The sequence below is a fragment of the Ferrithrix thermotolerans DSM 19514 genome, from assembly GCF_900128965.1.
In the GTDB taxonomy this organism is placed as follows: Bacteria; Actinomycetota; Acidimicrobiia; order Acidimicrobiales; family Acidimicrobiaceae; genus Ferrithrix; species Ferrithrix thermotolerans.
The window spans coordinates 1-24,212 of the sequence record NZ_FQUL01000034.1 but is presented as its reverse complement, the minus strand read 5'-3'; the positions used below and the strand labels follow the sequence as shown (position 1 = coordinate 24,212).

The following is a 24,212-nucleotide window of genomic DNA, read 5'->3' as shown; positions in this document are numbered from 1 at the left end:
GATAGACACAGTTCCAAAGACTCTATGGCCTATTTGCACAACTTTAGGCACACGACCAACGTTTGCCCAAAATGATTACGGGCCTATCTTCTGACACTCTTGCCCTGCACACTGAGGCGCAGTACCTCTTCGATCTTTCTCATTGGTATCCTCCTATTGGGCATGTGGCATCCTTTCTGTGATTGATGTGCAACACAACCACACCAAGGATGCCACAGCCTGTTTGCATCCACTGTTTCTGAGTCCCTCTCGCACCCTCCTAGAGGGCGGCAGATTTCAGCGAGAATACACAACTCCTTTTTGGCGGGTTGCTAACACCAAATTTAGAGCTCAAAAACCGTGTGCGTTTCTCATGCAGCCAATTGCGCCCCAAATACCCCTACTGAACTGGGACTATGGGCCCTCCATGGGAGTCCAGGCATCCACATGAATGTCAATAGAGCCAGAAAACAACCCGTTCACACTCGCATGGTCGTGGTCCATCAGATGGGGCCGCATCAGACTGTCCGGTTATCCGGTACCATCCCACTGAGTTGGGCATCAGCACATCGAACATCGAATCAGACCGGGCCATTGACGGTCAGCCCATAAAGCGCTATAATGTGTACACAAAGGAGACACAATGGGCAAACTCAAAAGCGTGGGCGTTCGTGAATTTCGCAACAATGCAAGCACCTACCTTTCCGGCTCCGATCCGGTTGCCGTGAACAAGCACGGTCAGGTGATTGGGTTTTATATCCCGCTCGAACGTGATCAGGACGAAGTACGTCGTGCTATTGCCAAATTGGACGTCACGGTAGAGAAGATCCTCGAAGACACGGGTATGTCCGAAGAGGAGCTGGCACAGCTGTTCGACCTCCGGCGACAGTTGCCTGAATGATTGTGGTGGTCGATACGAGCGTGCTCGCTGCAGAGCTGCTCCGCAAACGAGGACGCTATCTGTTCCGCCATTCGGAGTTACGCAGCGTCATCGCTCAAGACCAATGGGAAGAGACTCAACACGAACCACCAAAACGGGCCAAGAAGATTGTGGAGCATGGTCATTTGAGCCAAGCACAAGTGGATCTGCTGTTAGGCGACGTTGATGAACTCTTCACCAGCCGCACCATTGAAATCATTCCTTCTTTTGCCTACGAGGAGAAGAAGGAGCTTGCGCTTCGGCGAGTGCCACAAGATCCAAAGGATTGGGCTCCTGTCGCACTAGCCATGACCATGGATGCTGGCATCCTTACTCGCGACGGTGATTTTCTCGGATGCGGACTTCCGACGTGGACGGTAGAGACCCTGCGTCTGGAGCTTGAGACCCTCTAGAGCGAAGACTAACGTAGTTGTAAATGTAGAGACCCTGCGTCTGGAGCTTGAGAACCTGTGATCCAGGCATCCAAGGATTAATCGAGTAGTCAACCGCCATATCGACATATCGGGTGATTACCTCGGATTGCCTGAGAGGCGAGTGGCGGGAGGGAACCTCCCCCTCCCGCTCTCACAGGACCGGACGTGAGTGGACTTGCTCACCAAATGGGACACATCACTCTGCTGAGGTATCCTACCCCTTTCATAATGTCCCCGATGAACTGCCCATCCAACTCAGCAAACCATCGTTGCGATGGTTTGCCAAACTCGCCGATCGCTTCAACCTGTCTCACAAGTGTCGTCCGTAGCCCTCTTCAGAGACATCGATGACAACCGAGGCGGCAAGACTACGACCAGAGCATAACCCCAACCGCAGTGCGGGGCCGTCCAGCTAGTGGCTTGATTCATTCAAACCGTTGTGGTGACGGGTCTGCAGCTGATATGTCTCTAATGTGGGGTGCCTGGGCTGCGGTGCGTCGCCGATTGTTTGCCATGAGGGCATGAGCGCACTCGGTTAAGTCAGCAAGCATGAGAAGCGGTGCCCCTGAGGGTCCCGCCGTTCGGAGAGAATAGCTTCAGACCGGATCGTTCGGGAGCTGATGTGCCAGTGTCGTGCGCGGGTTCTGGGCGGTTCAATTCTTGCGCACATTTCTGCCCACATTTTCATAGGTTAGGCTATGTCCACGTGTGTTGAACGGTCGGACCACAACGCTCTGAAGTGCATTTATGCGTTTAGATACGTCGAAAGATTGTTGGTGGATGTAACTCTTAACCCGCAGGTTATGGGTTCGAGTCCCAGGGGGCGCACCAGCTAGGTAACGGTTTTGGCATCCAAGACCTCCCAGTCCGTCCACGCTTGTTCTAGACACGTGGTGACGAGACGGTATGTACCTATCCGAGGGAACGATGTCCGACTGATGGTAGCTAATCAGCCGAAAGACCAAGTCAGCGGTGAACACTGATAGCTGTGCCTTACAGCGCATGGGACCTAGGGCGAATTGGACGCCGACCGAGCTTCTTCACTAAATGAGATAGGATTCTCGCTACCTACGCAACCCCGGCTTGATGGCGATGAACTTTGTCACCTTCACATAAGAATCCGAAACGACTACTGAGCGTTCGGATTGGAGGAGCGATTCTCAGATCGCATTGACGAAGAGGTCGATTCGCAACTTCGGTTACGTAACAAATGGGGCAAAGAAGCTTGCATCGCGACCCCATCCGACTATCGCTACGATGGTCGGATGGCGAATTGACCCGGCTCATCTGGCTTAGCATGAAAGATAAGCCCAGCTAGCCGAAGTTCCACGAGTCGATCATTGATCTACTCGTGATCACAGCCAGATCTGCGCTCTGGTCTTAGCTCATAAGGGGGTTCGGGTACTTAGCTGTCATGGTCACGGATAATGGGCTGGAAAGCGCCGTTGACCTCCCTCATGTACCGCCCGCACGAGCCTGCCACAGTTCCTCCACATGCTTTACGCTCCACCGCATGACCGTAGAAAGGCGCAACCTCACAAGCGTTTTTTGAGGTGCCCATCGACAATCTCGATTGGGAGGTAGCTATCCGCACGGGCCTGCGGTTCGACCTCACACCGGTCATAGGCTTCTGGCCCTAGTTTTCTAGGTGAGCAATGCAGCACAGAGTCTCCCTGAGCATCGTGCCGGAGGAGGCTTGCACATGGCGGAACCAGTTATACGTATCGAGCGTCTTCCGAAGCGCTTCGGCTAAGTAGTGGCTCTCAATTACCTTGAGTCGAAAGTCACCAAAGGCGAGGATGTTGTAAACAGCGACGTTTTTCGACCCACACCAGCGTTTTAGAATTGACCCACCTACTTGAGCTCAACAGTAGCTGTCTGTACAGCTAAAAGTGCTTCATCCCTAAGACGCCGTAGAGCTATAAATCTCAGTTGAAAAATTCGTCTAGCTGGGCTAGGACATATCACCGTATCTCTTCTTTGTCCAAAGGTAACTATCAGTTCATCCTCGTCTCTATCTAGCTTGACCATCTGGTATCGCTCCTACAGTCTACTGCAGGTACCTGCAGAACCAAGATTAACCTCCTTTCTTGACGGGCACTGTTTGTGACGTCTACGAACTGCACTACTGTAGGTAACAGGGCAATACTTTTGCGGTTTTTGACTGAGACGTTCGACAAGTATCCAACTGGACCTGAAGCCTTTCACGGATCTTTGAGATAGATAGTTGTGTAAGATCACGGGGTTGGTTTCCTCTCTGAAGTAGACCTCTGACCTTGGACAGACTGACGGCCCTCCCAAGCAATGAGCATCTGTTTCTCTAACGGATGAGGCAACACGCTGGCTTGTATCTTATTGACAGTAGGCCCCGTTGGGCTAAGTCCGTCGCGCCCATGGTGAGGTCTCTCGGAGATCGTATCAATCTAGGTATTTTGCTATTTTCTCAGGAAGCTCGGCACCACTGTAAGATGGGGCGAGTAGGTGTGCCCGTAGTTCAGGGTTCGCCAGAGTCGCTCAATGAAAACGTTGTCAATTGCCCTTCCGACTTCGTCCATCAATATCGTAATCTCAGCATCGATGAGAATGCTTGCGAATATTTCTGAGATGAACTGAGATCCTTGGTCGGAGTCAAATAAAACGCCAAGGCTTCGTTAGGAGCGGACACGCAAAAGTCGAATGTCATAGTGTTGGGAGTACAGAAAGAGAGAACCTTATGAGAACTTTAGTCCATGGTCGCCACTAGATACATGTCGCCCTTACTTACATAGGCTGTAGGTGATATCTACTTCACAGAGTTGATTCGAATGATCGATCACCAGGTCTCTAAGTAGGTAGGGATACTTTAGATAAGGCGAGTTGACCTCGGTGGTGCTTGGTCAAAAGGCTAGGAAGTGATCTCCATCACTTTGATGAGCCGGCAAAACCGGTCGCGGTTGACTCAGGTTCCCCTGTGCACGAGCAACTTAGTGATCTATCGGGACACAAAGACCGGATGGGTCAGGTAGACCTTATCCATATCGGACATCACTTTGAGGTTGTTGCTCGACTCTTGGTGGTTAGGCTTTTGGTGATAGCTAGAGCGGGGAGCCTAAAAGAGTCGGCCTGTGGATAGAGATAGGTACCTTCCCAAAGTTCGAGGTCGATCATCTGGCGTCTCTGTTTTGAAGAGATATAACCCCTGGCTTCATCGCTGAAAATTCTCGCTCTACTTCCAGCCGTCCGATCTTGTCGTGGAGAGCATCTACGTCCATGCGACTCTCGTCCACGGTAGTAGCTCCGGGTTCGGAAACCTTGGTAGATCCTTCGAGAAGCTGCCTTTCCCTATTGGTGATCTGGGGCTGTATGGACCGTGTAGGTCTGTGCCTGGTCCGCAATTGACTTGTCACCCTTTAGGGCTTCAAGCGCGACTGTCACCTTGAAATCTGACTTGTACTTGTTCCTTCTCGTCGGCGCGTACATCTCTTATGTGTATCGGTGCTCAAAGCTTAGGTACCTGTCCAAGCACAGGATGCATCTGCATTCCCTTTTTCTAATGTGATCTCTTGCCTCAATCAACCCAGTTGACTGCCTGAGCAGACGGTATCACACTTCCCCTTCAAGACTCTTCACCCGTCTATCCTGCAGATACAGATAGCGATCGCAGACTTGAGCTTTCGCTCTCTGAGTTGAAATCGACTCACACTAACAACTAAAGAATTTCACAATAGGTGTCGAGCCTGTCACACAGCCACAGCCCTCTATCGGCTGCGATAGTATAAAGAGCGACTACTTCCAGGCATGGAAGACTATACGACTGCTTGTATATCTTTTGCTTTTGTAAAGCTGTCGTAGAGATCGCACCCCTCGATGAAGCGCATCTGGTCGCCACACTCTCTCTACCCGTCGAAAGCCAACGGAGCGTAGTAATGCCACAATGGCTCTTTCATTGAAGGACCACCAGTTAGTGGGGTCCTCATTTAGCTCAGTACCGGGAAACACGGCTGCAGCTGGCATTGGAAGCCAGGACAAAGAAGACTCGGTCTCCAGTATTAGCATGTCTGAGGTAACGGAGGCTACTTTTTCTAAGGCGCCAATTGGGTCCCGCAGATGATAAAGGACGCCGAGGAAAAAAACGACGTCGAACCGCCCTACTTCATTAGGCGATAGTGACATTACGTCGATCTCTAGGTCCTCGACATCAAGACCTAATGCTTCTCGAGCTAGAAGAAAACCGCGCTTATCACCCCAACCCTCTCCCGTCCAGGAGTAAGAGTCAGTAGCTAAGACGAGCGAGGCATTCCGCTTCTTGGCCTCAAATGACCAAAATCCGTCCCATGCACCGATGTCTAGGACTGTACGTCCCTCCAAGTTCGGCAACTTGATGCGAGTAAGCATTTCTCGTGGATCATAGACACCAGGAGTGACTATGCCATGGGGCAGTTCTATCCGGTGATACCACGAGATCTCCTCTACCCGCTGCTTTAGACTGGCTGCATCCATGGTGAAATTATATAGCTGATCTCAGGGAAGACTTGGCTTTGGGCGCTGGGCGTACTCCCAACCTCACAGTACTGCACCATATCTCTTGTGTTGCACCGCTGGCGATATCATTAATCGCACGACAAGGGACTCGGACCCTCCCTTCCATTCTTATCGGCTTTACCATACAGCGCTTTATGAATGATGATTAATACTCATATCGACACATTTGCGGAGCTAAAGATGCAAACTCGACTCACCGCCACGGTGGCAGCAACCTAAGAGCCAGGCACGCATCGTGCGGGTTGTACAAGGCTTGGTGGAGCCTGACGAGTTTATGAAGTTTAGATCCACCCCTAGCTAGGTTTGCTTGGGCGATCATGAGCTAACAAATGAAACAAAAGACAAGAGAGTCGCTGAATCTACCTGATGCTTGGGGCCGCCTTAGATACCGCCTAGGGCTTCGAGATAAACCTGCTGCTATGAGTAACTGACCCGACAATACACAACATCGAAGGTCGTAAAACATAGAAAGACCAGGCGGCTTAGGGACGCAGGCAACTTAGATGACCTCGGACAAAGGTGCTCCAAAGAGACTTGCAGAATGGAAGGATCCCGGACTTTGCCGAATTGTCCCTGCACCAACCCCTCACACCTCGCTGCTTAGATGGTAAGGTCGTCTCTATGCGCGCGGTAAATGGTGTAGCGACAACGCAAGAACTTGTTAGTGCTGTTTTAGATGCGGTATTGCGAGAGTATCCGCATGTGCTTTGCCAAGAACTAAACTCAGATTCGGATGTAAAGCCGCCGCGAGAGCTTAACCCAAGTTTTTATGGGAGTTACGACTGGCACTCCGCCGTACATTCGCACTGGACGCTACTGCGCTCACTTGATCTCGACCTAACTGAGCACCAAAGAGAGCGGGTGATAACCGTTCTCGACCAGCATCTAAGCAGCGAAAAGCTAATGCAGGAAAAGCAGTTCTTTGCCGGGCCTGGAGGTTTATTCTTTGAACGACCCTACGGTTGGGCCTGGCTAGCAGCTCTTTATAGTGAATGTCACCGGTGTAGTACAAACGAGAGTGACGTTCAAATCTCAACTATGGCTAAGAAGTGGTGCAAGGCTTTAGATCCACTATACGAGCTACTTAGACATCGCCTCATCGAGTACTTTTCAACGGTACTACCCTACCCCATAAGGACAGGCTTGCACTCAAATAGTGCCTTCTCCCTTAGTTTGATGCTACAGACCGCTAAAACCCTCAAGGACGAAGAGCTCTCCAGGTGTGTGGTTCGTTTTGCAGAACAGTGGTTTTTGGCAGATAAGAGTATCAATTGGACGACTGAGCCCTCGGGCAGTGACTTCCTTGATCCAGGCCTTGAAGAAGCAGCGTTGATGGCTTGCATTTTAGAACCGCAGCGCTTTGCAAGTTGGATCGAAACGACTCTTGTAACGGAAGAGATGTACAGATGGCATCCTCCACAATTCAAGCGTAGCCCCTCAGAGCCAGGATCTGTTCATCTCGAAGGGCTACTTATCTCCCGTTCCTGGTGCCTCAGCTCCATTGTGGATATCCTTGGACCTAACTCGAAGATCGGAAATGCTGCGCAGTTAGGACTAGACGAACACCTCGAGCAAGTTGTGGGGATAGACGTCACCGATGGTTTCGGCAGAAGTCACTGGTTGCCAACCTTTCTCACCTATCTGAACGTCAAGCTAGAGGCACATTTATATTTCTAGTAGCCGCCGGGTCAGATCTTTTGGTGCTCTATCTTCTGTCGGTCTTCAAGTCAGAACAAAAACTCAAGTTACCTAAGTCGAGCCGCTCATAACGTCTATCCTCATTTACAGGGGATTCCTATAGGCGTCGAACCACGCAACGAGGTTCGTAGGTGTGGGTCAGAACTCTACCGAGCGTTGCAGATGAAAAGGGAGCATGAAGTGCGGAGACTTGCTACAACTAAGGACCGATCCCACTTTAAGGGTGGATTGCCTGTTAGGCACATCTCATACCGATGGCTGTAAGTATCTTTGGAGCCTTCCCTCTCCAAGTCAACGCATTCTGAGCAGAGGTCTAATAGCCCTAAAGACTGCAAATTGCTAAGCTTCCACTAATCTTTTGACAACGCAAGGCAGGTTACTCAATGAGTTCGAAACTTCGTATCGACCTCAACTGCGACATGGGAGAAGGCTTCGGACTCTACAAATCGGTCGCCGACGAGGAGCTTTTGAAATACGTAACAAGTGCCAACATAGCCTGCGGCTTCCACGCCGGAGACCCAAGGATTATGGACGCTACTGTAGCTCTTGCAGCCTCTAAAAGAGTTTCAATCGGTGCGCATGTCTCCTACCCTGACCTCGTAGGATTTGGTCGAAGACAACTGAAGGTTAGCCCGCAAGAACTGATAACGGATGTCACCTATCAGATAGGCGCCTTGGAAGCTTTTTGTCGACGCCACGGGACTCGGGTAAGTTATGTCAAAGCCCACGGTGCCTTATACAACGACATGGCAGTTGACGCGACGTTGTCGCAGGCTATGGCCACCGCCGTCTTGGAGTATGACCCATCTCTAGCCGTGCTCACTCTAGCGGGCAGTCCATCGCTCGAGGTGCTAGGTGCGGCAGGCGTGAAAACGATTTCAGAAGGATATGCTGATCGTGCCTACACACATGAGGGACTCCTCGTAGCGCGCTCAAAGCCTGGAGCTGTGATATCGGATCCGAAAGTGGTCTCATCTAGAGGGCTAGCGCTCGCCTCTCAACAGCCCATTACCGACATAGAAGGTTCATCTATTTACGTATCGTGCCAATCTATCTGTATACATAGCGACAGCCCAGGGGCTGTCACGCTTGCGGCCACACTTCGCGCTACCTTAGAAGAGGCAGGTATCTTCGTCATTTCGTTTAGCTAGATACCATCAAGCGGTGCAGAGTCGTTAGGACACTTGAAATGTCCCTTCGATACATCGCTGTAAAGAGCCAGCAAAACCGCCCAACGGTCCCACACACGCCTGCAACTAGACAAAGAGAGACACGACGGTAGTCGAGACTACGGTCAAACCATGAAGGAGTTCGCGCGTTGATCCGCACCCTTAGTATCGCTACTATGGAAAAAATGACCAACAAGGTAACCACATCGTAAGACCAGTGCTTCGCATCCTTCCTTATGGACCTAAAGCCTTCTTAGTCGAGGTCGAAAGTGACGCTGAGGTTCTCTCTCTACTAGCCGAAGTGGCTATTCGTTGCAACGTCGGTTGGTTAAAAGACGTTGTGAATATCGTTCCAGGAGAACGCACAGTACTATTTGATGGTGTCGGAAACCTCGATACCGCAAAGAGCGACCTAATGACATGGAAGCTCCGTGCTGGTCGTTTATCACAAGAGGTGACCGTGGAATTGGAGTGCCGCTACGACGGTCCCGACATAGGGAGAGTTGCAGAGCTTTGGAACATGACAGAACAAGAGGTGATTAACTATCACTCGAGTCTCTCTCATCAAGTTATCTTCTGTGGCTTTTCACCCGGGTTTGCGTACATACGTGGCCTGGACGAAGACCACTTGGTTCCTCGTCGAGCCTCTCCAAGACCGAGCGTGGACGCTGGCAGCGTCGGACTAGCCCATCTGTACACGGGCGTATACCCCCACCCATCCCCTGGCGGCTGGCAACTGATCGGTCGCTGTGAGACACGCATCTGGGATGAGACGCAAACCCCACCAGCACTTCTTACGCCAGGGACCAAAGTCAAGTTCGTACCCATCTAAGTTACAATGGCCAATGCTCGGTAGACAAAACTATTGCGTGGTTGTTAGACCAGGGACTCTAACGACGTTTCAGGACTCTGGTCGACCCGGTATGGCTCACCTTGGAGTACCTCGCTCTGGCGCTCTTGATGTAGTCAACTTCCGCTTAGCTAACCGTTTGGTTGGCAACGAAACAGCTAATGCAGTTCTTGAGACTACCTACGATGGAGTTGCACTTTACTTCTCATCGTCTGCATTAGTAGCTGTCACTGGTGCTCTGGCTGACGTTAGGGTAAACGGTCGTATAGCTGAGTGGGCCATGCCGCTCTACGTACCAAGAGGTGGAACCCTTGATGTTGGAACAGCAAAGGCGGGGTTGCGTTGCTACGTCGCAGTAGCCGGTGGGTTTCAGGTTCAACCGGTGCTAGGAAGTCGCTCTCGAGACGTACTTTCAGGTCTAGGTCCAGAGCCGTTGACCGAAGGCCAGATAGTTGAGATCGGCCCTAACTCAACACGACGCCCGGTAGTAGACTTTGCACCCTATCTACCGATATACAGCTCAACGCTAATCTCAGTCCATCCTGGACCACGTCGCAACTGGTTGAGTAAAAGGGGTGAGCAGGATCTCTTTAGCCAATCATTTCAGGTTCTACCACAAAGTAATCGAATTGGGCTTCGCCTTGGAGGTCAACGCATCGAAGGACTCTTCGATGAAGAGCTAGCAAGTGAGGCAGTTGCTTGGGGAGCAGTAGAACTTTTACCTTCCGGTGAGATAGTGGTCTTTTTGGCAGATCATCCCACCACCGGAGGTTATCCGGTCGTAGGCGTAATCGACGAGACTTCGGCCGGGCTTTGCGCTCAGCTACGCTCAGGAGAAACAGTAACTTTTACAAGATCGAGACTTTGGAGAGGTACCATAGACTAGGGCAAGACCAGGGTGCTCGACGACCGACGATAGAGTCTTCGTTCAATCCCTATCTCTTTTTGACCATCTTTAGATATACCCCCCAAAAACATAGGTCTGAGCTACAGTGATCTGCTCATCGTCCGCTTGCTACACTCACTCACCGACTCCAATTGACGACCTCAAGAACAATTGATACTTACTCCGTCCTTTGATCCTTAGGACCTGAATTCAAAGCCATACCGCATAGGTAGATCCTCTACGTCGCTCTTTGGAACCGGCGCCTCCAACTGCCCATAGCACACTTCATCTCTTCCATTGATAGGCTCCTGTAGGCGATTTCAGAGCTGGAGGTTCTAGAGGGTCTTAGACCATCAAGCACATAGGTAAAGTACCTCCTCCACATCCCTGGAACCAGTTGCGAGCAGTACTCGTCTGCAGTTCCCAACATGGCCGTGATGACCACAATGTCTGTAGCAGCAAAGTCCTCTCTTAGATATCCGTCGCGCTTTGCCCGTTCCACAATCTCACTCGCAGGAGCCTCTACCTGGTCTTTCAGGGCTTGCAGTCGTTCGCCTCCGTAGTCGTTACTTAGAACAAGCTCCCTTAGACCCCTATCACTCGCCTCCATAGATATGAGATTCTCTAGAAAGTGAACAAATCCTTCCCAGGAGTTGGCGATGAGCAACGACTCGTTAGCTAAGTCAACGATAGCCTGTACCCTCTGCTCAAATAGCGCTTCTACTAGTGCCTCTTTACTGGAAAATCTGCGATACACCGTTCCGACTCCTACGCCAGCATGGTGTGCAATCTCATCGAGAGTTGTCTGCAGCCCATACTGGGCGAAGAGTTCCCTAGCTGACGCTAGTACTCGCTCCCTGTTCATCTCTGCGTCTCGGCGGAGATGCCTCACAGAACCGCCTTCTTCGCCTGGTTCCTCGACCGTACTACTCAACTCCACAACAACAATATAGCTCATTTTTGTTAAGCGGAGGGAATATCTCCAGATATGTGTAGGTTGGATTATATAAAGCGGAGATAAGTTCTCCACATAGAGAGGAGACTGTAGATGGAGATATCAGAAGAGAAAGCCTCACAGGCGTCGCTCGAAGTTCAACGGTCCATCGCCGAACACACACACAAGCATAGGTGGTGGATTCTAGCGGTCGTGGCAATCGCCCAGCTCATGGTGGTCCTTGACGCCACCGTGGTAAACATCGCTCTACCATCGGCTCAAAAGGCACTCGCTTTTTCGAACGCTGACAGACAGTGGATCGTGACAGGGTATGCGCTATCCTTTGGTAGCTTACTTCTGCTCGGTGGACGCATCGCCGACCTGTTTGGGCGTAAGATTACCTTCATAGTTGGCCTATTTGGATTCGCCATTGCCTCAGCTGTCGGTGGGGCTTCCACCGGTTTCCCAATGTTGGTTACAGCAAGGGCCGTGCAGGGTGCATTTGGTGCACTGCTCGCACCAGCGGCTCTATCGCTGCTTACAACCACCTTTACCTCTTCCGAAGAAAGAGGTAAGGCCTTTGGAATCTATGGCGCTATCGCAGGTGCCGGAGGCGCCATTGGGCTTTTACTTGGCGGCTTTCTCACAGAGTATCTATCTTGGAGGTGGAGTCTCTACGTGAACCTAATCTTCGCTGTTGCAGCAGCTATAGGTGGAATAGTCTTCCTTACCAAAGATCATCATGAAGAAAAACCCAAGCTGGACATACCAGGAGTAGCTCTCGCATCTGCTGCTATGTTCTCGATCGTCTACGGGTTCTCCCACGCCGAGACCACTAGCTGGTCTAACTCGATCACAGTAGGCTTCTTGGTAGCCGCAGCCGTTCTCCTCGTGGCCTTTATCTTCACCGAGACCAAGGTAGATCATCCTCTGCTGCCGATGAGAGTCGTTCTAGATCGCAATCGAGGCGGCGCCTATCTATCGGTATTTATCGCATCGGTGGGGATGTTTGGCGTGTTTCTCTTCCTGACGTACTACCTCCAGGAGACCCTTGGGTACTCCCCTGTCAAGACTGGACTTGCATTCATACCCATGATTGCATTGCTAGTCGTCGTGGCAACGGCGTCGACCGCTAAGCTCCTACCGAAGTTTGGCCCGAAGTATCTGGTGGCTCTCGGGATGTTCGTCGCAGCTGGAGGCATGTTGATGCTTAGTCGTGTCAGCATCAGTAGTAGCTACACTGGTGTAGTTCTTCCAGCGCTTCTCATCCTAGGTGCTGGTCTAGGTGGAGTTATGGCACCTTCTATGAACACCGCTACTGCGGGGGTGAGCGCTGCCGACGCCGGAGTTGCGTCTGCAACGGTCAATACCTCCCAGCAAATCGGCGGGTCGATCGGCACAGCACTGCTTAACACCTTGGCTGCCTCTGCAGGAACCGCCTTCCTTGCAGGCAAGGTGCTAAGTCGTCAAGTCTTGGCCGAGGCAGCTGTACACAGCTACATCACGGCCTTCCGTTGGTCTGCACTGGTATTTGCTATAGGTGGGGTCCTAGCTGCTTTACTTCTCAAGCCAGGCGCCCCGAAGCTCGATAACTCCCAGCCTATGGTCATGCACTAGATCAAAGAACAGAGCCCAAGGCTAACTAAAGAAACGTACCCCCTAAGGCACAGTCCAAAGGGGGTATTTTTTGCCTAGCGCCTGGTGATGAGTCCTCCCAACCTGATCACCCGATACTTATGACCAACCTCATAAGTAGTGCCCTCCACCAGTAGCCTTGGTTACAGTGCAGGTAAGTGACTTAGGCTCAGAGTAGGTGAGAAAAGAGCAACAACAAGCTCACAGAACCTCCATCGACTCAAATACTTCGGCATCTGGGCCTCTAGCTTGCTTGGACACACAGATGCGAACAGGTTGTCCCAGAGATGTGTAACTGGGGTTAGAGTTGAAGATGCAGTTACGTATTTTGGTCCAGCCTTAGAAGCAAAGTGTGTGGAGATGGAAACCCGAAAGTTGACAAATACTAGAGTCTCCGACCACCACCTAGCGGTTCTAAAGGTACTCTTTGCAGCTACTTTGTGGGGCCTTTCGGGCACCGCCGCGCAGATACTATTTCACGACTACCACCTCTTTACTACCTGGGTTCTCGCTATTAGAACCGAGTTTGGGGGAGGACTTCTTCTTGCTTACCTCATAGTCAAACGTGGGTCCTCTGAACTCGTCAAGATAGTGACCGATCCTAGGGCCCTCATGGAAGTGGCGTTGTTTGGCACAGTAGCCCTAGGAGGCGTCCAGTTTGCGTACTTCATGGCCGTCGCAAAGGGAGATGCAGTATCTGCCACACTTCTACAGTACGCTGCACCACTGCTCTTATTTGTGTGGGGCGTAACAGTACATCGACGATTTCGCACTCTCCGGAGCCTTGTCATCTCAGCTGTAATCCTTCTTCTCGCGCTTACAGGCACAATCTCCGTATTGACCAACGGGAGCTTCTCAACATTGATAATCCCGGTTCCAGGAGTAATTTGGGGATTAATATCAGCGGTCGCTGCAGCTTTATACATGAACGCACCCACCAGTCTCCTACAGCGCTACGACTCTGCATACATAGTGGCTATAGGTCTAAGCTGTGCTGGATTGGTGCTGTCCCCGTTTTGGATCGTATCTTCCCCAACAAAGACCGTTACGATGACGGTTATTTTACTCCTACTATTCATCGTTATCTTTGGGACCTCGATCTCCTTCGCTCTCTTCATTAACTCACTGAAGACTTTGCCACCCTTTGAGGCGAGCGTGATATCTTGTGCGGAACCCATAGCAGCAAGTGCAGCCAACGTTCTGTTTCTAGGATTTCCACTTCACCTCGTAGCTATCATCGGTGGTTTGTTGACGATGAGTTCGGTGGTAGTCATATCCTCTCAAACTACTAGGAGCCAGAGACGACCCTCTCAAGACCCGCTACAAGAGCCTCTAGACTAACTAACTCTGTCGGTTTTTTTCCCGAGGAGTCGACGATGTAGAAGGTGTCGACCACGTCATAACCCATTGTAAGGATCTTTGCATGCCGGATGTCAAAGCCTCTATCAGATATCTCTCTGGAGAGCTCGAACAAAAGGCCACGTCTGTTAGACGCCCATATCTCTACAACTAACGCCGTATCTGACACATCTTTCACAACCTCGACCTTTGGCCTGAACTCCAAGACCTCTAGACGTCTTCGATCTGAAAGGTATGAATGAGACTGCCTAAGGTGCTGAACCCGTTCGTTGAGGAAGCTCTCATCTAAAAGAGCTTTCTTTAAATTCAACTTGAACCTTTGATAGTTAGGCTCTCCTCCGCTCCAGGTCTCCACCCTAAACGCATCGATTGCAATGCCGTCAAGTTCGAAGGCATCGGCAGATACCACTGAGATCCCAGAGATAGCCAGTGATCCAACGACCATCTTTAGTAGTCCCTTTTTGTCTCTCGCTGCCACGTAGAGGTGGTCACTCGTGGCGACAACGGCGTGTCCTGAGCTGGCCTTAGAAACGAGCTCCTCAAGTATCTGAGCAGGTAAGTTTGGCTGTCTCTCGCCATGCACACCATGGTCTAAGTATCGCACGACCTTGAAGGCGAGCTCTTTCATAAGGGAGTCCTTCCAACCGCTCCAAGATACGACCCCTGTTGCTAGCGAATCCGCCTCGGTCAGAATCTCGAGCAACTCAAGACGCTCCAAAGTGCCTATCTTTGCGGCAACCATCTCGACTGTGGATGGATCAGTAAGATCGCGACGAGTGACAGTCTCCGCCAACAACAGGTGATTCAAAACTAAAGAAGCTAGAGTCTGGCGGTCCTCATCTCCAAAACCCATTCGTTCTGCGATACGCAACACTTTTCCAGCCCCAACCTCTGAATGGTCACCTTCATACGCCTTACCAATATCGTGAAGCAGGGCAGCCAGAAGCAGTAGATCGGTCCTATGAACTCGGTCCCTTAACAAAGCAGCCTTTCGAGCACTCTCGATGAGATGTCGATCGACGCTGTAACGATGAAAGGCGTTAGGCCTCCTGAGAAATCTAAGGCTTCGCCACTCTGGGAGGATCTCGTACCACAGATCCGAGACGTCAAGACACTCCCACAGAGATAGGAGTCTATCTCCAGACTGAAGCAGAGTCACAAATGCGTTTCGGTCTCTGTCACTCCATTGCCGATCGGGCGAGACCATGTAGCGACTCTTAAGAGAACTTAGCCGGCGCGCCAGGTATGGCTGGTTCGATCGCACCTCGGAGTCGATCATCTTTATGAGATCGCATACAGCTACCTCGACACGATCTATCTCGCCCTTCGACGGGGAATCAAAAGATGAACCGTCTTCTTCGGATCCTCTGGACCCAGTACTGGAAGTAGCTCTCTTTGGTCGTGAAACCCCATGGGCCAAGATCTCCCTCAATGTAACCGACGCCCACTGGGCCTCTTTGGCATAAACATACATAAACTCCGATAGGTCACTCACCCCTTGTCTAACAGCCAGTTCCAACTGGTCCGTTAGAGACAGTCTCTCCTGTGCCTTGGGGTTGACCTTATATAGCATCACTCGAAGCTCAACTTGGCGTTGTGCAGCCTCCATAAGAAGATGAGGCGCTAAAGGAACCTCAGCAACCCCAAGTCTAACAAGCGACCGCAAAAGCGCAAAGTCTCTGGTTCCCCCAGCTGACTCTTTCAGGTGTGGTTCAAGGTCAAAGGCTAAAGAGCCGAAGTTGTTATGCCGTTCCGCTACGGAGCGTTCGGTAATCGCTACGTAGCTCCTGAGGTTCGACTTAAACTCCTTTTTTACTAGATCCTCAAGTTTTGCAAAGAGTTCATAGGAACCACTTAGATACCTAGCGTCTAACAGTCCTAAAATTACCCTATGATCCTGGCGAAGACTATCAGCGACATCTCTTAGTGAACGTACTGAATGATCCACCTTTATTCCGCTATCCCAGAGGGGATACAGGATCGACTGGGTCACTCGTTCGGTCTCTATTCGTGAAACCTTTGTGTCGTGTAGAAGCAATAGATCTATGTCGCTGTTAGGCGTCATCTCACCACGACCATAGCTACCGACCGCCACAAGTGAGAACCTGCCACTCAGGTCAGCCAAACCCGTAATGAAACCGTCCAACTCCTTGGTAAAGCGGAGAGAAAACGAGGACGCATCTCCTGCCAATAGGCGATCTTTAGTCTTTAATAACGAAACCTCTGTCGTTATAGCGCTTCTAAACCTCTCTCGCCCGTCCTAACGCGTATAACATCTTCGACGTGAGTTATCCATATCTTGCCGTCACCGATCTTCCCGGTATTTGCAACTTTCGAGATGGCAGCAACGACTGACTCAACGTCGTAGTCGTCTACGACGACTTCGATCTTAGCCTTGGGGACGAAACTAACCTTATACTCCGCTCCACGGTAGACCTCTACGTGACCACTTTGTCGACCAAAGCCCTGCACCTCAGTAACGGTCATACCTTTGACGTCGTGTTTGGAGAGTTCCTCCCGAACCTCCTCTAGCTTAAAGGGCTTAATCACCGCCGTAACCAGCTTCACACATCCTCCTATCACGGAGCCAAGACCAACTCTAACGAAAAGGCTATCCGGTTTGTATTTCAGCCGAGATTCACCTCTGTTACAGGGTAGTTAACGGACGGGTTTGTGTTTATGCGAGAAACCCAGAAAGCTCATCGAAAAAGATCGCAAGACATCAACTAAAACTCACCAACGATAGCGTTCGAACACTCTAAAGCTGAACGACCATCTCCTCAAAACCCCTTAGCGTAAGGGACTCTTTTCGCCTCATAGACTCGATAGATAGAAAGTCACCTTGGCCTATAAGTAGTTCAAGAAACACCCCTAACTCCATCTTTGCCAGATAAGAACCGAGACAGAAATGAATGCCCTGTCCAAAACTCATAGAGGGCTGCGCAACTCTTCCAAGATCGAGGGACTCAGGTTCACTAAAAATTGTTTCATCATGGTTAGCTGAACCAAGGAGCGTAACAACGAAGGATCCCGCCGATAGTTCGACTCCGAAAAGCGTAACGTCTTCCAACACCACTCTTCCATCAAGCTGCACTGGAGAGTCGTAGCGTATAAGCTCATCGACTGCGGACTTTATATCCACCTCTGCTCCAACGAGAGCTTTGTACTGCTCCATATTGTTAGAAAGAGCGTAGGTAGCGTTTCCGATCAAATTTCCAGTCGTTTCAAAACCGGCAGCAAAGAGTAGGATAGCCATGGAGCACGCCTCGTCTAGCGTTAGGCCACCCTCATCGTCCCTTTCTGCAGAGACGATTTCAGAAAGAAGATCCTCTCCTGGAGTCTTGACCTTTTCGGTCAGCAACTCACGAAAGTATGCTATCAGGTACTCCGATGCCTCTTCAGCTTCCTTGATAGTTAGTTCGTCCTGCCCAAGATTGAAGTCAAGGGTCTTCGCAACCTTGGAGACGTAAGGCTGAAGGGCAAACCGGTCGTTTTTTGGAACTCCAAGGATGTCCCCGATCATCCAGACTGGCAACGGAAGAGCAAAGCGCGCAACGAGATCACCTCCTTTGGACTCTTTCAGGTCTGAAAACAGGGAGTTAGCGATATCTGTAACCGAGTTACGCATCTTCTCCATGGATCGTGGAGTGAAGAAGTGAGAGACAGACCGCCTAAGTCGACTGTGCTCTGGAGGATCCTGAAACAACATTGAGGGAGGCACGCTACGCTCCCTAAAGTACGGCGCATTTTCAGGCATCTCTGCGATGCGGTCTAATCCCTTGCCAAACTCGGACCTCCTCAATACCTGAGTCGAACTCTCGTACCCGGTAGCTACTGTGAATCCGTTGTAGGCCTTTACCATGGCTCCTAAAGCACGAAACTCTTTGTAGATGGGGTACGGGTCGTTGCGAACCTCTCTATCGATAGCCAACGACATAAGTAGCGCATTTACGTCCCTCATAGTTCAAATCTACCACTTAGGTCAGACCAAAGCGTAGACGATGGATTAGTGAGCATTTTGGGTAAGGAGGTGCCATGAAACTAGACCGTTCAATGCTTAAGACCCGATTCGACCATCCCGTGACCGTAAGAGCCGGCGGTACGACTTACCAAGGAGCACAAATCGTATCCGTGTCGAAGGGAGTTGTCAGTAAGTTATGGATACGCTACCAAGACGAAGATCTATTTTTTGAAGAAGGTGAAATAGAGGAGATGGAGGAGGAGAGCGACTAGGTCGAAGCCTTTATGAACCTGTTTCTTAGCTCGCCAACACCTTCTATGTAAGACCTTAGAACTTGGCCATGGTGCAAAAACACCGGCGGAGTGCGACCAGCCCCCACTCCCGAAGGCGTGCCAGTCAGAATCAGATCTCCTGGTTCAAGCGTGGTTATCCTGGATATGTAGGAGATGGCTTCACTCACCGAGGTCACCATCTTTGAGGTTCGGGAACTTTGTACCTTCTCGTCGTCGACATAGCACTCGATTATCAGATCTTTTGCGTAATCCACCTCGTCTGGCGTAACTAGTTCAGGCCCAACGGGAGTCGAACGTTCAAAGATCTTTCCCTGCAGAAACTGCGACGTTCTTCTTTGGAAGTCCCGCATAGATACGTCATTGGCGACAACAAATCCCGCAACCGAAAATTTAGCTTGGTCTTCAGTGACATTTCGAGCGGGTTTACCAACTACTACCCCTAGCTCCACCTCCCAGTCCACCGCATCAGAGACCGACGGAATTTCGATGTCATCGTAGGGTCCAGTCAAGGTAGAGGGAAACTTAGCGAACAAAGTGGGGTAGCTAACGGTGTCGTGACCCATCTCCTTTACGTGGTCGTAGTAGTTGAGTCCAAGACATATTATCTTGGACGGGGTGGTTACGCCAGGTAGGTACCTTGCCTCTTCTTTTGGAATATAGACCTCGAGCGTAAGATCTGCTGTCTTTTGAAGATCACCGCCAACACCTCTTAGAAGCGATGCCAGGTCTTCAAAGGGGGTCAGCTGATAGTGAGTCACGAAATCGATAGCAGCCGCTGAACCGTTTCCATACTCTAAAGTGGCAAAACGCAAGGTATAGTCCTATCTTCCTAGATCTTGAGCCAAGTGCAGACTCCCAAAAAGCACTCTAATCGGGAGATCAAGTTCTCCCTTAGCTAATTGCCTAAGTTACGGTAGCGCCTCGTTGTCGAGACGGGACATCTCAATGGTGCTAACGTCCCTTCGTTCATCGCCGCAGCTTCCACAGTCCTCACTGTGTAGATGTGCCTTTATTATGCGAGAGCATTCGGCGTTTAGGTATATAATCAGCTCAGAGCGATGATCATCGATAACAAAATGGGAGAACTCGCTCCAAAGATCTCGGGGCAAAGCTTTGGGATCAAATGTCTTTGCCCCTCGAGGCACTCGAAGATACAGCTTATGCGCTTCATCTATCACCCACTCACTGTTGCACGATGTGACTCTCACTATCTCATCGCGCTCGGTCCTCTGCGTTAGGTTATTAGACACCATTGTCTCCTCCAATATTAACCGTAACCTATCCGCTCGCAGACTCAAGACAAGCCTCACCTATGACAGAATTCATCTCTGATTCACACAACGCCCGGGATAAACGTTACCTTGGTTCAGAGACTCGGGCTTTTTTACAAATCTTTGTCTCTGTATCTTTACTGCGTTCTAAGAGGTGACGGTAGAAAGAACCTTAGGGTCAAAGGCCTTCTTCGAGGCGTCCGACCAAAGCCGCTCTAGCGAGTAGAAGGCCCTCGTCTCTTCATCGAAGATATTGATGAGGATCGCACCGTAATCGAGCAGGACCCAGTTGCCTTCTTTAAGACCTTCGCTTAGCGTTGGCCTTAGCTCCGCAACCCTTCGAAGCTGCGACGTTATCGTCTCGGATAACGATCTCACGTGACGGTCACTGCTTCCGGTAATGATCACTAAAAAATCGATTAAGGAGTGTTTTCCCCTTAGGTCAAGTACTACCGGATCGATACCGCCTTTTACAAGTGCAACGGATGTGGAGACCAATATTACCTCGGCATCTTGTTCTGAGATGTCCTCGAAGTTCAAAGGATCCTTGCTCGAGATCACCTCTATAGCCTCGTCCACGGCTACGTCTTCCCACGCCGCACCGTTTAGCCTATCAGATAAAACCAAATATCTTCCTCCTATCAACACAGTACCACAGATAGCCGAAGAGCTTTCCGCTCCAGTCTGCATCAGCACAACTTCGAATATCGAGGGTCTAACACCTCTTGGCGCTACGCATGAACCATGATCTCATCACATGCGTGTATTACTAACTCTCCAAGTAAGAGGTCTTAGCGAAAAAGACCGGTTTCGTAGATGAATTCGATCGCAAACTGAGGTAACAGAAAGTCCAGCGGGCGGCCGTCTTTCACTCTCTGTCTTAGGTCCGTAGAGGATATGTCCAATGATGGAATCTCTACTGTTTTCCACGACGGCCAAGTTAAGATCTTGTCGGGCATCTCAAATCCAGGTCTTGTAACGACTATAAGGTTGCATAGATCGGAGAACTCCTCACCCCGTTCCCAGGTATGCATCTCGATGGCAGCATCAGCCCCTACCACCAGATAGAGGTTGTCGTTTGGGTATCTCTTACGAAAATCAACCAAGGTATCGAAGGTGTAGGATCTGCCACCTCGTCGTATCTCTGTGTCGGAGGCCACAAAACCTTTGAGATTGGATACAGCTTGTCGAACAAGGTCCAGACGGGTCTGAGCTGGAGTAAGGTGGCGAACTCCCTCTTTCTGCCAAGGAATATTGGCAACGACTAGATGGATCTCATCCAGGGATCCACTGTGCTTGGCATTCACGGCTGCCACAAGATGCCCGATGTGAATCGGATCGAAGGTACCTCCAAAGATACCTATATTCATCTCTATCGTCCCTTCAAAGCGTTCACCACGGGAGCAAATGACTCAACATCGCCTTCGTGAACGCTCCAGTAACTGAATCCAAAGCGTTGTCGTCGATACAACAGCTGTTGAACGACGTCGTCAACGCTCCCTATCAGAAGTGGCGGCATCTTATATGCCTCTAGAGGATCGAGTCCGAAAGAACCAGCCATCTGGGATACAACTTCATAGTGGTCGTCCCCCACATAGACAAATGCCGATCTGCAGTGCAGCTCCACAGAACGTCCCAAGGCCCCTAGTTTGCTTTGCACCCATTCGCATTTACGAAGATAACTCTCTTCGGACATCTCCTGCAGGGTTTCTTTGGCATACTCACCGTGGCGCAACGAAGGATTTATACTTACAACGTCTCCGAATTTTGCCGCTATTGACAGCACCCGCTTACCTCCGCCTCCCACGACTAGTTTTGGAACTACTTCATCTGAAAGGCGCGGGTGAAGAGCAAACCTGTCAAGCTGATAGAACTTGCCATCAAAGCTCACTTCCTCTTTGGAGAACGCGTCCTTGATGATAGAGAGAGCCTCCTCAAGACGGGAGACCCTAACACTGGGACTCTCCATAGAAAGTCCCATTTGAAGGTAGTCGGCACCTTGCCATCCGGCCCCAACTCCAAGCTCGAAACGACCTTGGCTGATAGTAGCCAGAGCGGCGGCTTCTCTAGCTACTATCACCGGACTCCTGAAGTCGTTCGACAAAACCATAGTCCCTAAAGTCAGTCCTGTCTTTGAAGCTAGGTAACCAAGCAGGACAAAGGGTGACATCGACTGATCGATATGGTCAGGGACGGTGATAACGTCGTATCCAAGGCTCTCAACCCTCGATACAACGCTCAATATGTGCTCTATTGAACCGGAGCTCTTGAGCTGAACTCCAAAGCGAAATGGGTGCATTGGCAAAATAGTAGATGATGCTGTGCACTTTAGCACCCTTGAGATAACGATTGCCAGAGGGTGTCTGTAACATGGTATTAGTAAGGAGAAGGCTATGTAACCCATCAAGAGGGAACATTAACTAGCCGGACTAGACCTTTGAGGAGATGCGAACAAGTTGAGTGCCTGGACCCCATGGGACTGGAAAGAGCGCAAGGCGGCGCAGCAGCCAGAGTGGCCAGACCTAAATCAGCTCGAACTTGTGGAGAAAGAGCTGTCATCTTACTCCCCTTTAGTGTTTCCTGCGGAGATAGAAGATCTGAAAAGTTCACTTGCGCAGGCAACCCGGGGACAGGCATTTCTGCTCCAAGCAGGCGACTGTGCCGAGTCCTTCAACGATCACTCAGCCAAGAACGTCAGGGATCGGCTCAAGGTCATACTACAGATGGCAGTCGTGCTTACCTACTCGTCAGGGGTGTCTGTCATCAAAGTTGGAAGGATGGCAGGTCAGTATGCTAAGCCACGTTCAGCTCCCACTGAGTCCTATCTGGGTATGCAGTTACCTTCTTTCAGGGGGCACATCGTGCATTCGGACGAGCCAGACCCACTAAAGCGCATACCTGATCCACGCCGACTCATAATGGCATACCAACAGTCGCTCTCCACTATAAACATCCTTCGCTCTCTGACCACTGGGGGCTTTGCCGACCTTTCTCGAGTACACACCTGGAATCAGGAGTTTGTAGCGTCTTCATCGGAGGGTGAACGCTACGACGCAATTGCGACCGAGATAACACGCGCCCTTAACTTCATGGAGGCCTGTGGCATAAACCTGGATAAAGAGGTCTCTCTCAAGCAGGTAAAGTTCTGGACCTCCCACGAAGCTCTCTTACTAGGGTACGAAGCCGCCCTTACCCGTCTGGATCCAAAGTCGAAACAGTACTACGATCTCTCCGGACACATGGTGTGGATAGGAGAACGCACTAGAGATATAGATGGTGCCCACGTCCGATTCGCCTCTGGAATTTCCAACCCCATAGGTCTAAAAGTCGGACCAAAGATGACAGCAGAAGAACTCGATGAGCTTTGCAAAGTACTCAATCCGGAAAATACAGAAGGGCGACTAACTCTTATCACCCGCATGGGGGCTGAAACGCTTCGAAAGCGCCTCCCAGAACTCGTGGAGCAGATCCAAAGGAGCGGACGGAAGGTTCTATGGACCTGTGACCCGATGCATGGAAACACCTTTACTTCTACACAAGGGCTAAAGACAAGGCGCTTTGACGACGTCGTGGCTGAGATAAGGGCGTTTTTCGACGTACATCGCGAGATTGGAACCTGGCCGGGTGGAATACACATCGAACTCACCGGAGACGACGTAACTGAATGCCTTGGTGGATCTCTTGAAGTCTTTGAGAGCGAGTTGGATACCCAGTACAACACGATCTGCGACCCTCGCTTAAACGCCAGGCAGTCGCTAGATTTGGCATACCAAGTAGCAGAAATGCTCTTTTAGCGCTCGAACTCCCACTCCTTGTGATTAGATTGTTAGTGATCTGTTAGAGACCATCTTTCTAGCGGTTCAGATTAACCCTTAATGTGCCGACTTAAGCTGTGCAAATTGTTCAACACAAGGAGAGCCGCTAATGGTCACAAGACGGAGACGCTCAGAACGGTCCCCACAAGTATCGTTACTACCGTTCTTTCTCTCCCTGATGCTTATCTTTGCAGCCTTCGCAGTTGCACCTAGTAGCCGTCCAAAATCGATCACAACTAGATCCTTCACAGACGTAAATCCCTCAGCGTCGATAGGTCTACCGGGCTATCTTGAGGTTGGTAGCGACGGATCGATCTACTCATTTTCGGCTCTAAACCTGGGAGGAATGGGTGGTCACCCGCTCAATCAACCTATTGTTGGCATGGCAGCCATGCCCGACGGACTCGGGTACTGGGAGGTAGCCTCCGACGGCGGGATCTTCACCTTTGGAGATGCCGGGTTCTATGGATCCATGGGGGGTAAACCTC

Annotated in this window: 25 protein-coding genes; 12 read left to right on the top strand and 13 right to left on the bottom strand. The window is 50.7% G+C overall.

The genetic code is table 11. The features are described 5' to 3' along the window. The first annotated feature begins 622 nt into the window (after positions 1-622). Positions 623-880, top strand: coding sequence for a hypothetical protein (locus BUA24_RS09530; RefSeq protein ID WP_072791797.1), 258 nt, complete (start codon positions 623-625; stop codon positions 878-880). Continuing rightward, positions 877-1,311 (top strand): PIN domain-containing protein, encoded by a 435-nt coding sequence (locus BUA24_RS09525; RefSeq protein ID WP_072791795.1) that lies wholly within the window; start codon positions 877-879, stop codon positions 1,309-1,311. Before BUA24_RS09530 ends, BUA24_RS09525 begins: the two co-directional genes overlap by 4 nt. Before the next feature lie 1,426 nt (positions 1,312-2,737). Here BUA24_RS09525 and BUA24_RS12585 read toward each other — a convergent pair. Together BUA24_RS12585 and BUA24_RS12580 are read right to left on the bottom strand one after the other, a co-directional pair. Continuing rightward, on the bottom strand, positions 2,738-2,893 hold the full coding sequence (locus BUA24_RS12585) for a hypothetical protein (protein ID WP_178138788.1): 156 nt from the start codon (positions 2,891-2,893) through the stop codon (positions 2,738-2,740). 293 nt (positions 2,894-3,186) lie between these two features. Further along, positions 3,187-3,363: a hypothetical protein gene (locus tag BUA24_RS12580; protein ID WP_178138787.1), complete on the bottom strand. Its 177-nt coding sequence runs from the start codon at positions 3,361-3,363 to the stop codon at positions 3,187-3,189. An 841-nt stretch (positions 3,364-4,204) separates the two neighbouring features. Between BUA24_RS12580 and BUA24_RS09520 the strand changes: the two genes are divergently transcribed. Further along, positions 4,205-4,444: a hypothetical protein gene (locus BUA24_RS09520; protein WP_072791792.1), complete on the top strand. Its 240-nt coding sequence runs from the start codon at positions 4,205-4,207 to the stop codon at positions 4,442-4,444. A gap of 31 nt (positions 4,445-4,475) precedes the next feature. On the opposite strand, the gene BUA24_RS12255 is transcribed toward BUA24_RS09520, so the two are convergent. Both BUA24_RS12255 and BUA24_RS09515 read right to left on the bottom strand, forming a co-directional pair. Beyond that, on the bottom strand, positions 4,476-4,718 hold the full coding sequence (locus BUA24_RS12255) for a hypothetical protein (RefSeq protein WP_143146503.1): 243 nt from the start codon (positions 4,716-4,718) through the stop codon (positions 4,476-4,478). Positions 4,719-5,097: 379 nt separating this feature from the next. After that, positions 5,098-5,811, bottom strand: a complete 714-nt coding sequence (locus BUA24_RS09515; RefSeq protein ID WP_072791790.1) for a class I SAM-dependent methyltransferase — start codon at positions 5,809-5,811, stop codon at positions 5,098-5,100. A gap of 663 nt (positions 5,812-6,474) precedes the next feature. Between BUA24_RS09515 and BUA24_RS09510 the strand changes: the two genes are divergently transcribed. The 4 genes from BUA24_RS09510 (at position 6,475) to BUA24_RS09495 (ending at position 10,456) form a co-directional block, all read left to right on the top strand. Next, positions 6,475-7,530 carry a DUF2891 family protein gene (locus tag BUA24_RS09510; protein ID WP_143146502.1) on the top strand — a complete coding sequence of 352 codons (1,056 nt, stop codon included), beginning with the start codon at positions 6,475-6,477 and terminating at the stop codon, positions 7,528-7,530. A gap of 404 nt (positions 7,531-7,934) precedes the next feature. Continuing rightward, complete coding sequence (locus tag BUA24_RS09505) at positions 7,935-8,702, top strand: LamB/YcsF family protein (RefSeq protein ID WP_072791784.1); 768 nt, start codon at positions 7,935-7,937, stop codon at positions 8,700-8,702. Positions 8,703-8,937: 235 nt separating this feature from the next. Then, positions 8,938-9,552 (top strand): 5-oxoprolinase subunit B family protein, encoded by a 615-nt coding sequence (locus tag BUA24_RS09500; RefSeq protein WP_072791781.1) that lies wholly within the window; start codon positions 8,938-8,940, stop codon positions 9,550-9,552. 37 nt (positions 9,553-9,589) lie between these two features. Next, the gene (locus BUA24_RS09495; RefSeq protein ID WP_218587461.1) at positions 9,590-10,456 is read left to right on the top strand and encodes a 5-oxoprolinase subunit C family protein; all 867 of its coding nucleotides are present in this window, start codon (positions 9,590-9,592) and stop codon (positions 10,454-10,456) included. A 238-nt stretch (positions 10,457-10,694) separates the two neighbouring features. Here BUA24_RS09495 and BUA24_RS09490 read toward each other — a convergent pair whose 3' ends face one another. Continuing rightward, positions 10,695-11,396 carry a TetR/AcrR family transcriptional regulator gene (locus BUA24_RS09490; protein WP_178138786.1) on the bottom strand — a complete coding sequence of 234 codons (702 nt, stop codon included), beginning with the start codon at positions 11,394-11,396 and terminating at the stop codon, positions 10,695-10,697. A gap of 108 nt (positions 11,397-11,504) precedes the next feature. Here BUA24_RS09490 and BUA24_RS09485 point away from each other — a divergent pair, with 108 nt between their 5' ends. Together BUA24_RS09485 and BUA24_RS09480 are read left to right on the top strand one after the other, a co-directional pair. Further along, entirely contained in the window at positions 11,505-13,007 is a 1,503-nt protein-coding gene (locus BUA24_RS09485) for an MFS transporter (protein ID WP_072791775.1), read from the top strand. Positions 13,008-13,385: 378 nt separating this feature from the next. Next, positions 13,386-14,366, top strand: coding sequence for a DMT family transporter (locus BUA24_RS09480; protein ID WP_072791772.1), 981 nt, complete (start codon positions 13,386-13,388; stop codon positions 14,364-14,366). Here BUA24_RS09480 and BUA24_RS09475 read toward each other — a convergent pair. The 3 genes from BUA24_RS09475 to BUA24_RS09465 all read right to left on the bottom strand — a co-directional run bounded on the left by BUA24_RS09475 (position 14,314) and on the right by BUA24_RS09465 (position 18,345). Beyond that, complete coding sequence (locus BUA24_RS09475) at positions 14,314-16,575, bottom strand: HD domain-containing protein (RefSeq protein ID WP_072791769.1); 2,262 nt, start codon at positions 16,573-16,575, stop codon at positions 14,314-14,316. The genes BUA24_RS09480 and BUA24_RS09475 overlap by 53 nt on opposite strands. Positions 16,576-16,613: 38 nt before the next feature. Continuing rightward, entirely contained in the window at positions 16,614-16,952 is a 339-nt protein-coding gene (locus BUA24_RS09470) for a P-II family nitrogen regulator (protein ID WP_072791767.1), read from the bottom strand. A gap of 190 nt (positions 16,953-17,142) precedes the next feature. Further along, complete coding sequence (locus BUA24_RS09465) at positions 17,143-18,345, bottom strand: cytochrome P450 (protein WP_072791764.1); 1,203 nt, start codon at positions 18,343-18,345, stop codon at positions 17,143-17,145. Positions 18,346-18,419: 74 nt separating this feature from the next. On the opposite strand from BUA24_RS09465, the gene BUA24_RS09460 reads away from it, so the two are divergent. After that, positions 18,420-18,617: a hypothetical protein gene (locus tag BUA24_RS09460; protein ID WP_072791762.1), complete on the top strand. Its 198-nt coding sequence runs from the start codon at positions 18,420-18,422 to the stop codon at positions 18,615-18,617. On the opposite strand, the gene BUA24_RS09455 is transcribed toward BUA24_RS09460, so the two are convergent. From BUA24_RS09455 to BUA24_RS09435, 5 genes are all read right to left on the bottom strand, one after another. Beyond that, positions 18,614-19,450: a fumarylacetoacetate hydrolase family protein gene (locus BUA24_RS09455; protein WP_072791761.1), complete on the bottom strand. Its 837-nt coding sequence runs from the start codon at positions 19,448-19,450 to the stop codon at positions 18,614-18,616. The genes BUA24_RS09460 and BUA24_RS09455 overlap by 4 nt on opposite strands. Before the next feature lie 96 nt (positions 19,451-19,546). After that, positions 19,547-19,888: a hypothetical protein gene (locus BUA24_RS09450; protein WP_072791760.1), complete on the bottom strand. Its 342-nt coding sequence runs from the start codon at positions 19,886-19,888 to the stop codon at positions 19,547-19,549. A 168-nt stretch (positions 19,889-20,056) separates the two neighbouring features. Further along, entirely contained in the window at positions 20,057-20,599 is a 543-nt protein-coding gene (gene rsfS / locus BUA24_RS09445) for a ribosome silencing factor (protein ID WP_084660398.1), read from the bottom strand. A 101-nt stretch (positions 20,600-20,700) separates the two neighbouring features. After that, on the bottom strand, positions 20,701-21,279 hold the full coding sequence (gene nadD / locus BUA24_RS09440) for a nicotinate-nucleotide adenylyltransferase (RefSeq protein WP_072791759.1): 579 nt from the start codon (positions 21,277-21,279) through the stop codon (positions 20,701-20,703). Between the two features lie 2 nt (positions 21,280-21,281). Continuing rightward, entirely contained in the window at positions 21,282-22,208 is a 927-nt protein-coding gene (locus BUA24_RS09435) for a TIGR03621 family F420-dependent LLM class oxidoreductase (RefSeq protein ID WP_072791757.1), read from the bottom strand. A 157-nt stretch (positions 22,209-22,365) separates the two neighbouring features. On the opposite strand from BUA24_RS09435, the gene BUA24_RS09430 reads away from it, so the two are divergent. Both BUA24_RS09430 and BUA24_RS09425 read left to right on the top strand, forming a co-directional pair. After that, positions 22,366-23,703 carry a class II 3-deoxy-7-phosphoheptulonate synthase gene (locus tag BUA24_RS09430; protein WP_072791754.1) on the top strand — a complete coding sequence of 446 codons (1,338 nt, stop codon included), beginning with the start codon at positions 22,366-22,368 and terminating at the stop codon, positions 23,701-23,703. Between the two features lie 130 nt (positions 23,704-23,833). Next, a partial coding sequence (locus BUA24_RS09425; protein ID WP_143146499.1) for a hypothetical protein occupies positions 23,834-24,212 on the top strand: 379 nt, incomplete at its 3' end.

What these genes read in the sequence shown, in the direction of transcription:
- BUA24_RS09510 (WP_143146502.1), top strand. Translation starts at nt 6,475, where the DNA reads ATGCGCGCGGTAAATGGTGTAGCGACAACGCAAGAACTTGTTAGTGCT.
- BUA24_RS09480 (WP_072791772.1), top strand. Translation starts at nt 13,386, where the DNA reads ATGGAAACCCGAAAGTTGACAAATACTAGAGTCTCCGACCACCACCTA.
- BUA24_RS09485 (WP_072791775.1), top strand. Translation starts at nt 11,505, where the DNA reads ATGGAGATATCAGAAGAGAAAGCCTCACAGGCGTCGCTCGAAGTTCAA.
- BUA24_RS09525 (WP_072791795.1), top strand. Translation starts at nt 877, where the DNA reads ATGATTGTGGTGGTCGATACGAGCGTGCTCGCTGCAGAGCTGCTCCGC.
- BUA24_RS09465 (WP_072791764.1), bottom strand. Translation starts at nt 18,345, where the DNA reads ATGAGGGACGTAAATGCGCTACTTATGTCGTTGGCTATCGATAGAGAG.
- BUA24_RS12580 (WP_178138787.1), bottom strand. Translation starts at nt 3,363, where the DNA reads ATGGTCAAGCTAGATAGAGACGAGGATGAACTGATAGTTACCTTTGGA.
- BUA24_RS09505 (WP_072791784.1), top strand. Translation starts at nt 7,935, where the DNA reads ATGAGTTCGAAACTTCGTATCGACCTCAACTGCGACATGGGAGAAGGC.
- BUA24_RS09530 (WP_072791797.1), top strand. Translation starts at nt 623, where the DNA reads ATGGGCAAACTCAAAAGCGTGGGCGTTCGTGAATTTCGCAACAATGCA.
- BUA24_RS12585 (WP_178138788.1), bottom strand. Translation starts at nt 2,893, where the DNA reads ATGGGCACCTCAAAAAACGCTTGTGAGGTTGCGCCTTTCTACGGTCAT.
- nadD (WP_072791759.1), bottom strand. Translation starts at nt 21,279, where the DNA reads ATGAATATAGGTATCTTTGGAGGTACCTTCGATCCGATTCACATCGGG.
- BUA24_RS09435 (WP_072791757.1), bottom strand. Translation starts at nt 22,208, where the DNA reads ATGCACCCATTTCGCTTTGGAGTTCAGCTCAAGAGCTCCGGTTCAATA.
- rsfS (WP_084660398.1), bottom strand. Translation starts at nt 20,599, where the DNA reads ATGCAGACTGGAGCGGAAAGCTCTTCGGCTATCTGTGGTACTGTGTTG.
- BUA24_RS09515 (WP_072791790.1), bottom strand. Translation starts at nt 5,811, where the DNA reads ATGGATGCAGCCAGTCTAAAGCAGCGGGTAGAGGAGATCTCGTGGTAT.
- BUA24_RS09460 (WP_072791762.1), top strand. Translation starts at nt 18,420, where the DNA reads ATGAAACTAGACCGTTCAATGCTTAAGACCCGATTCGACCATCCCGTG.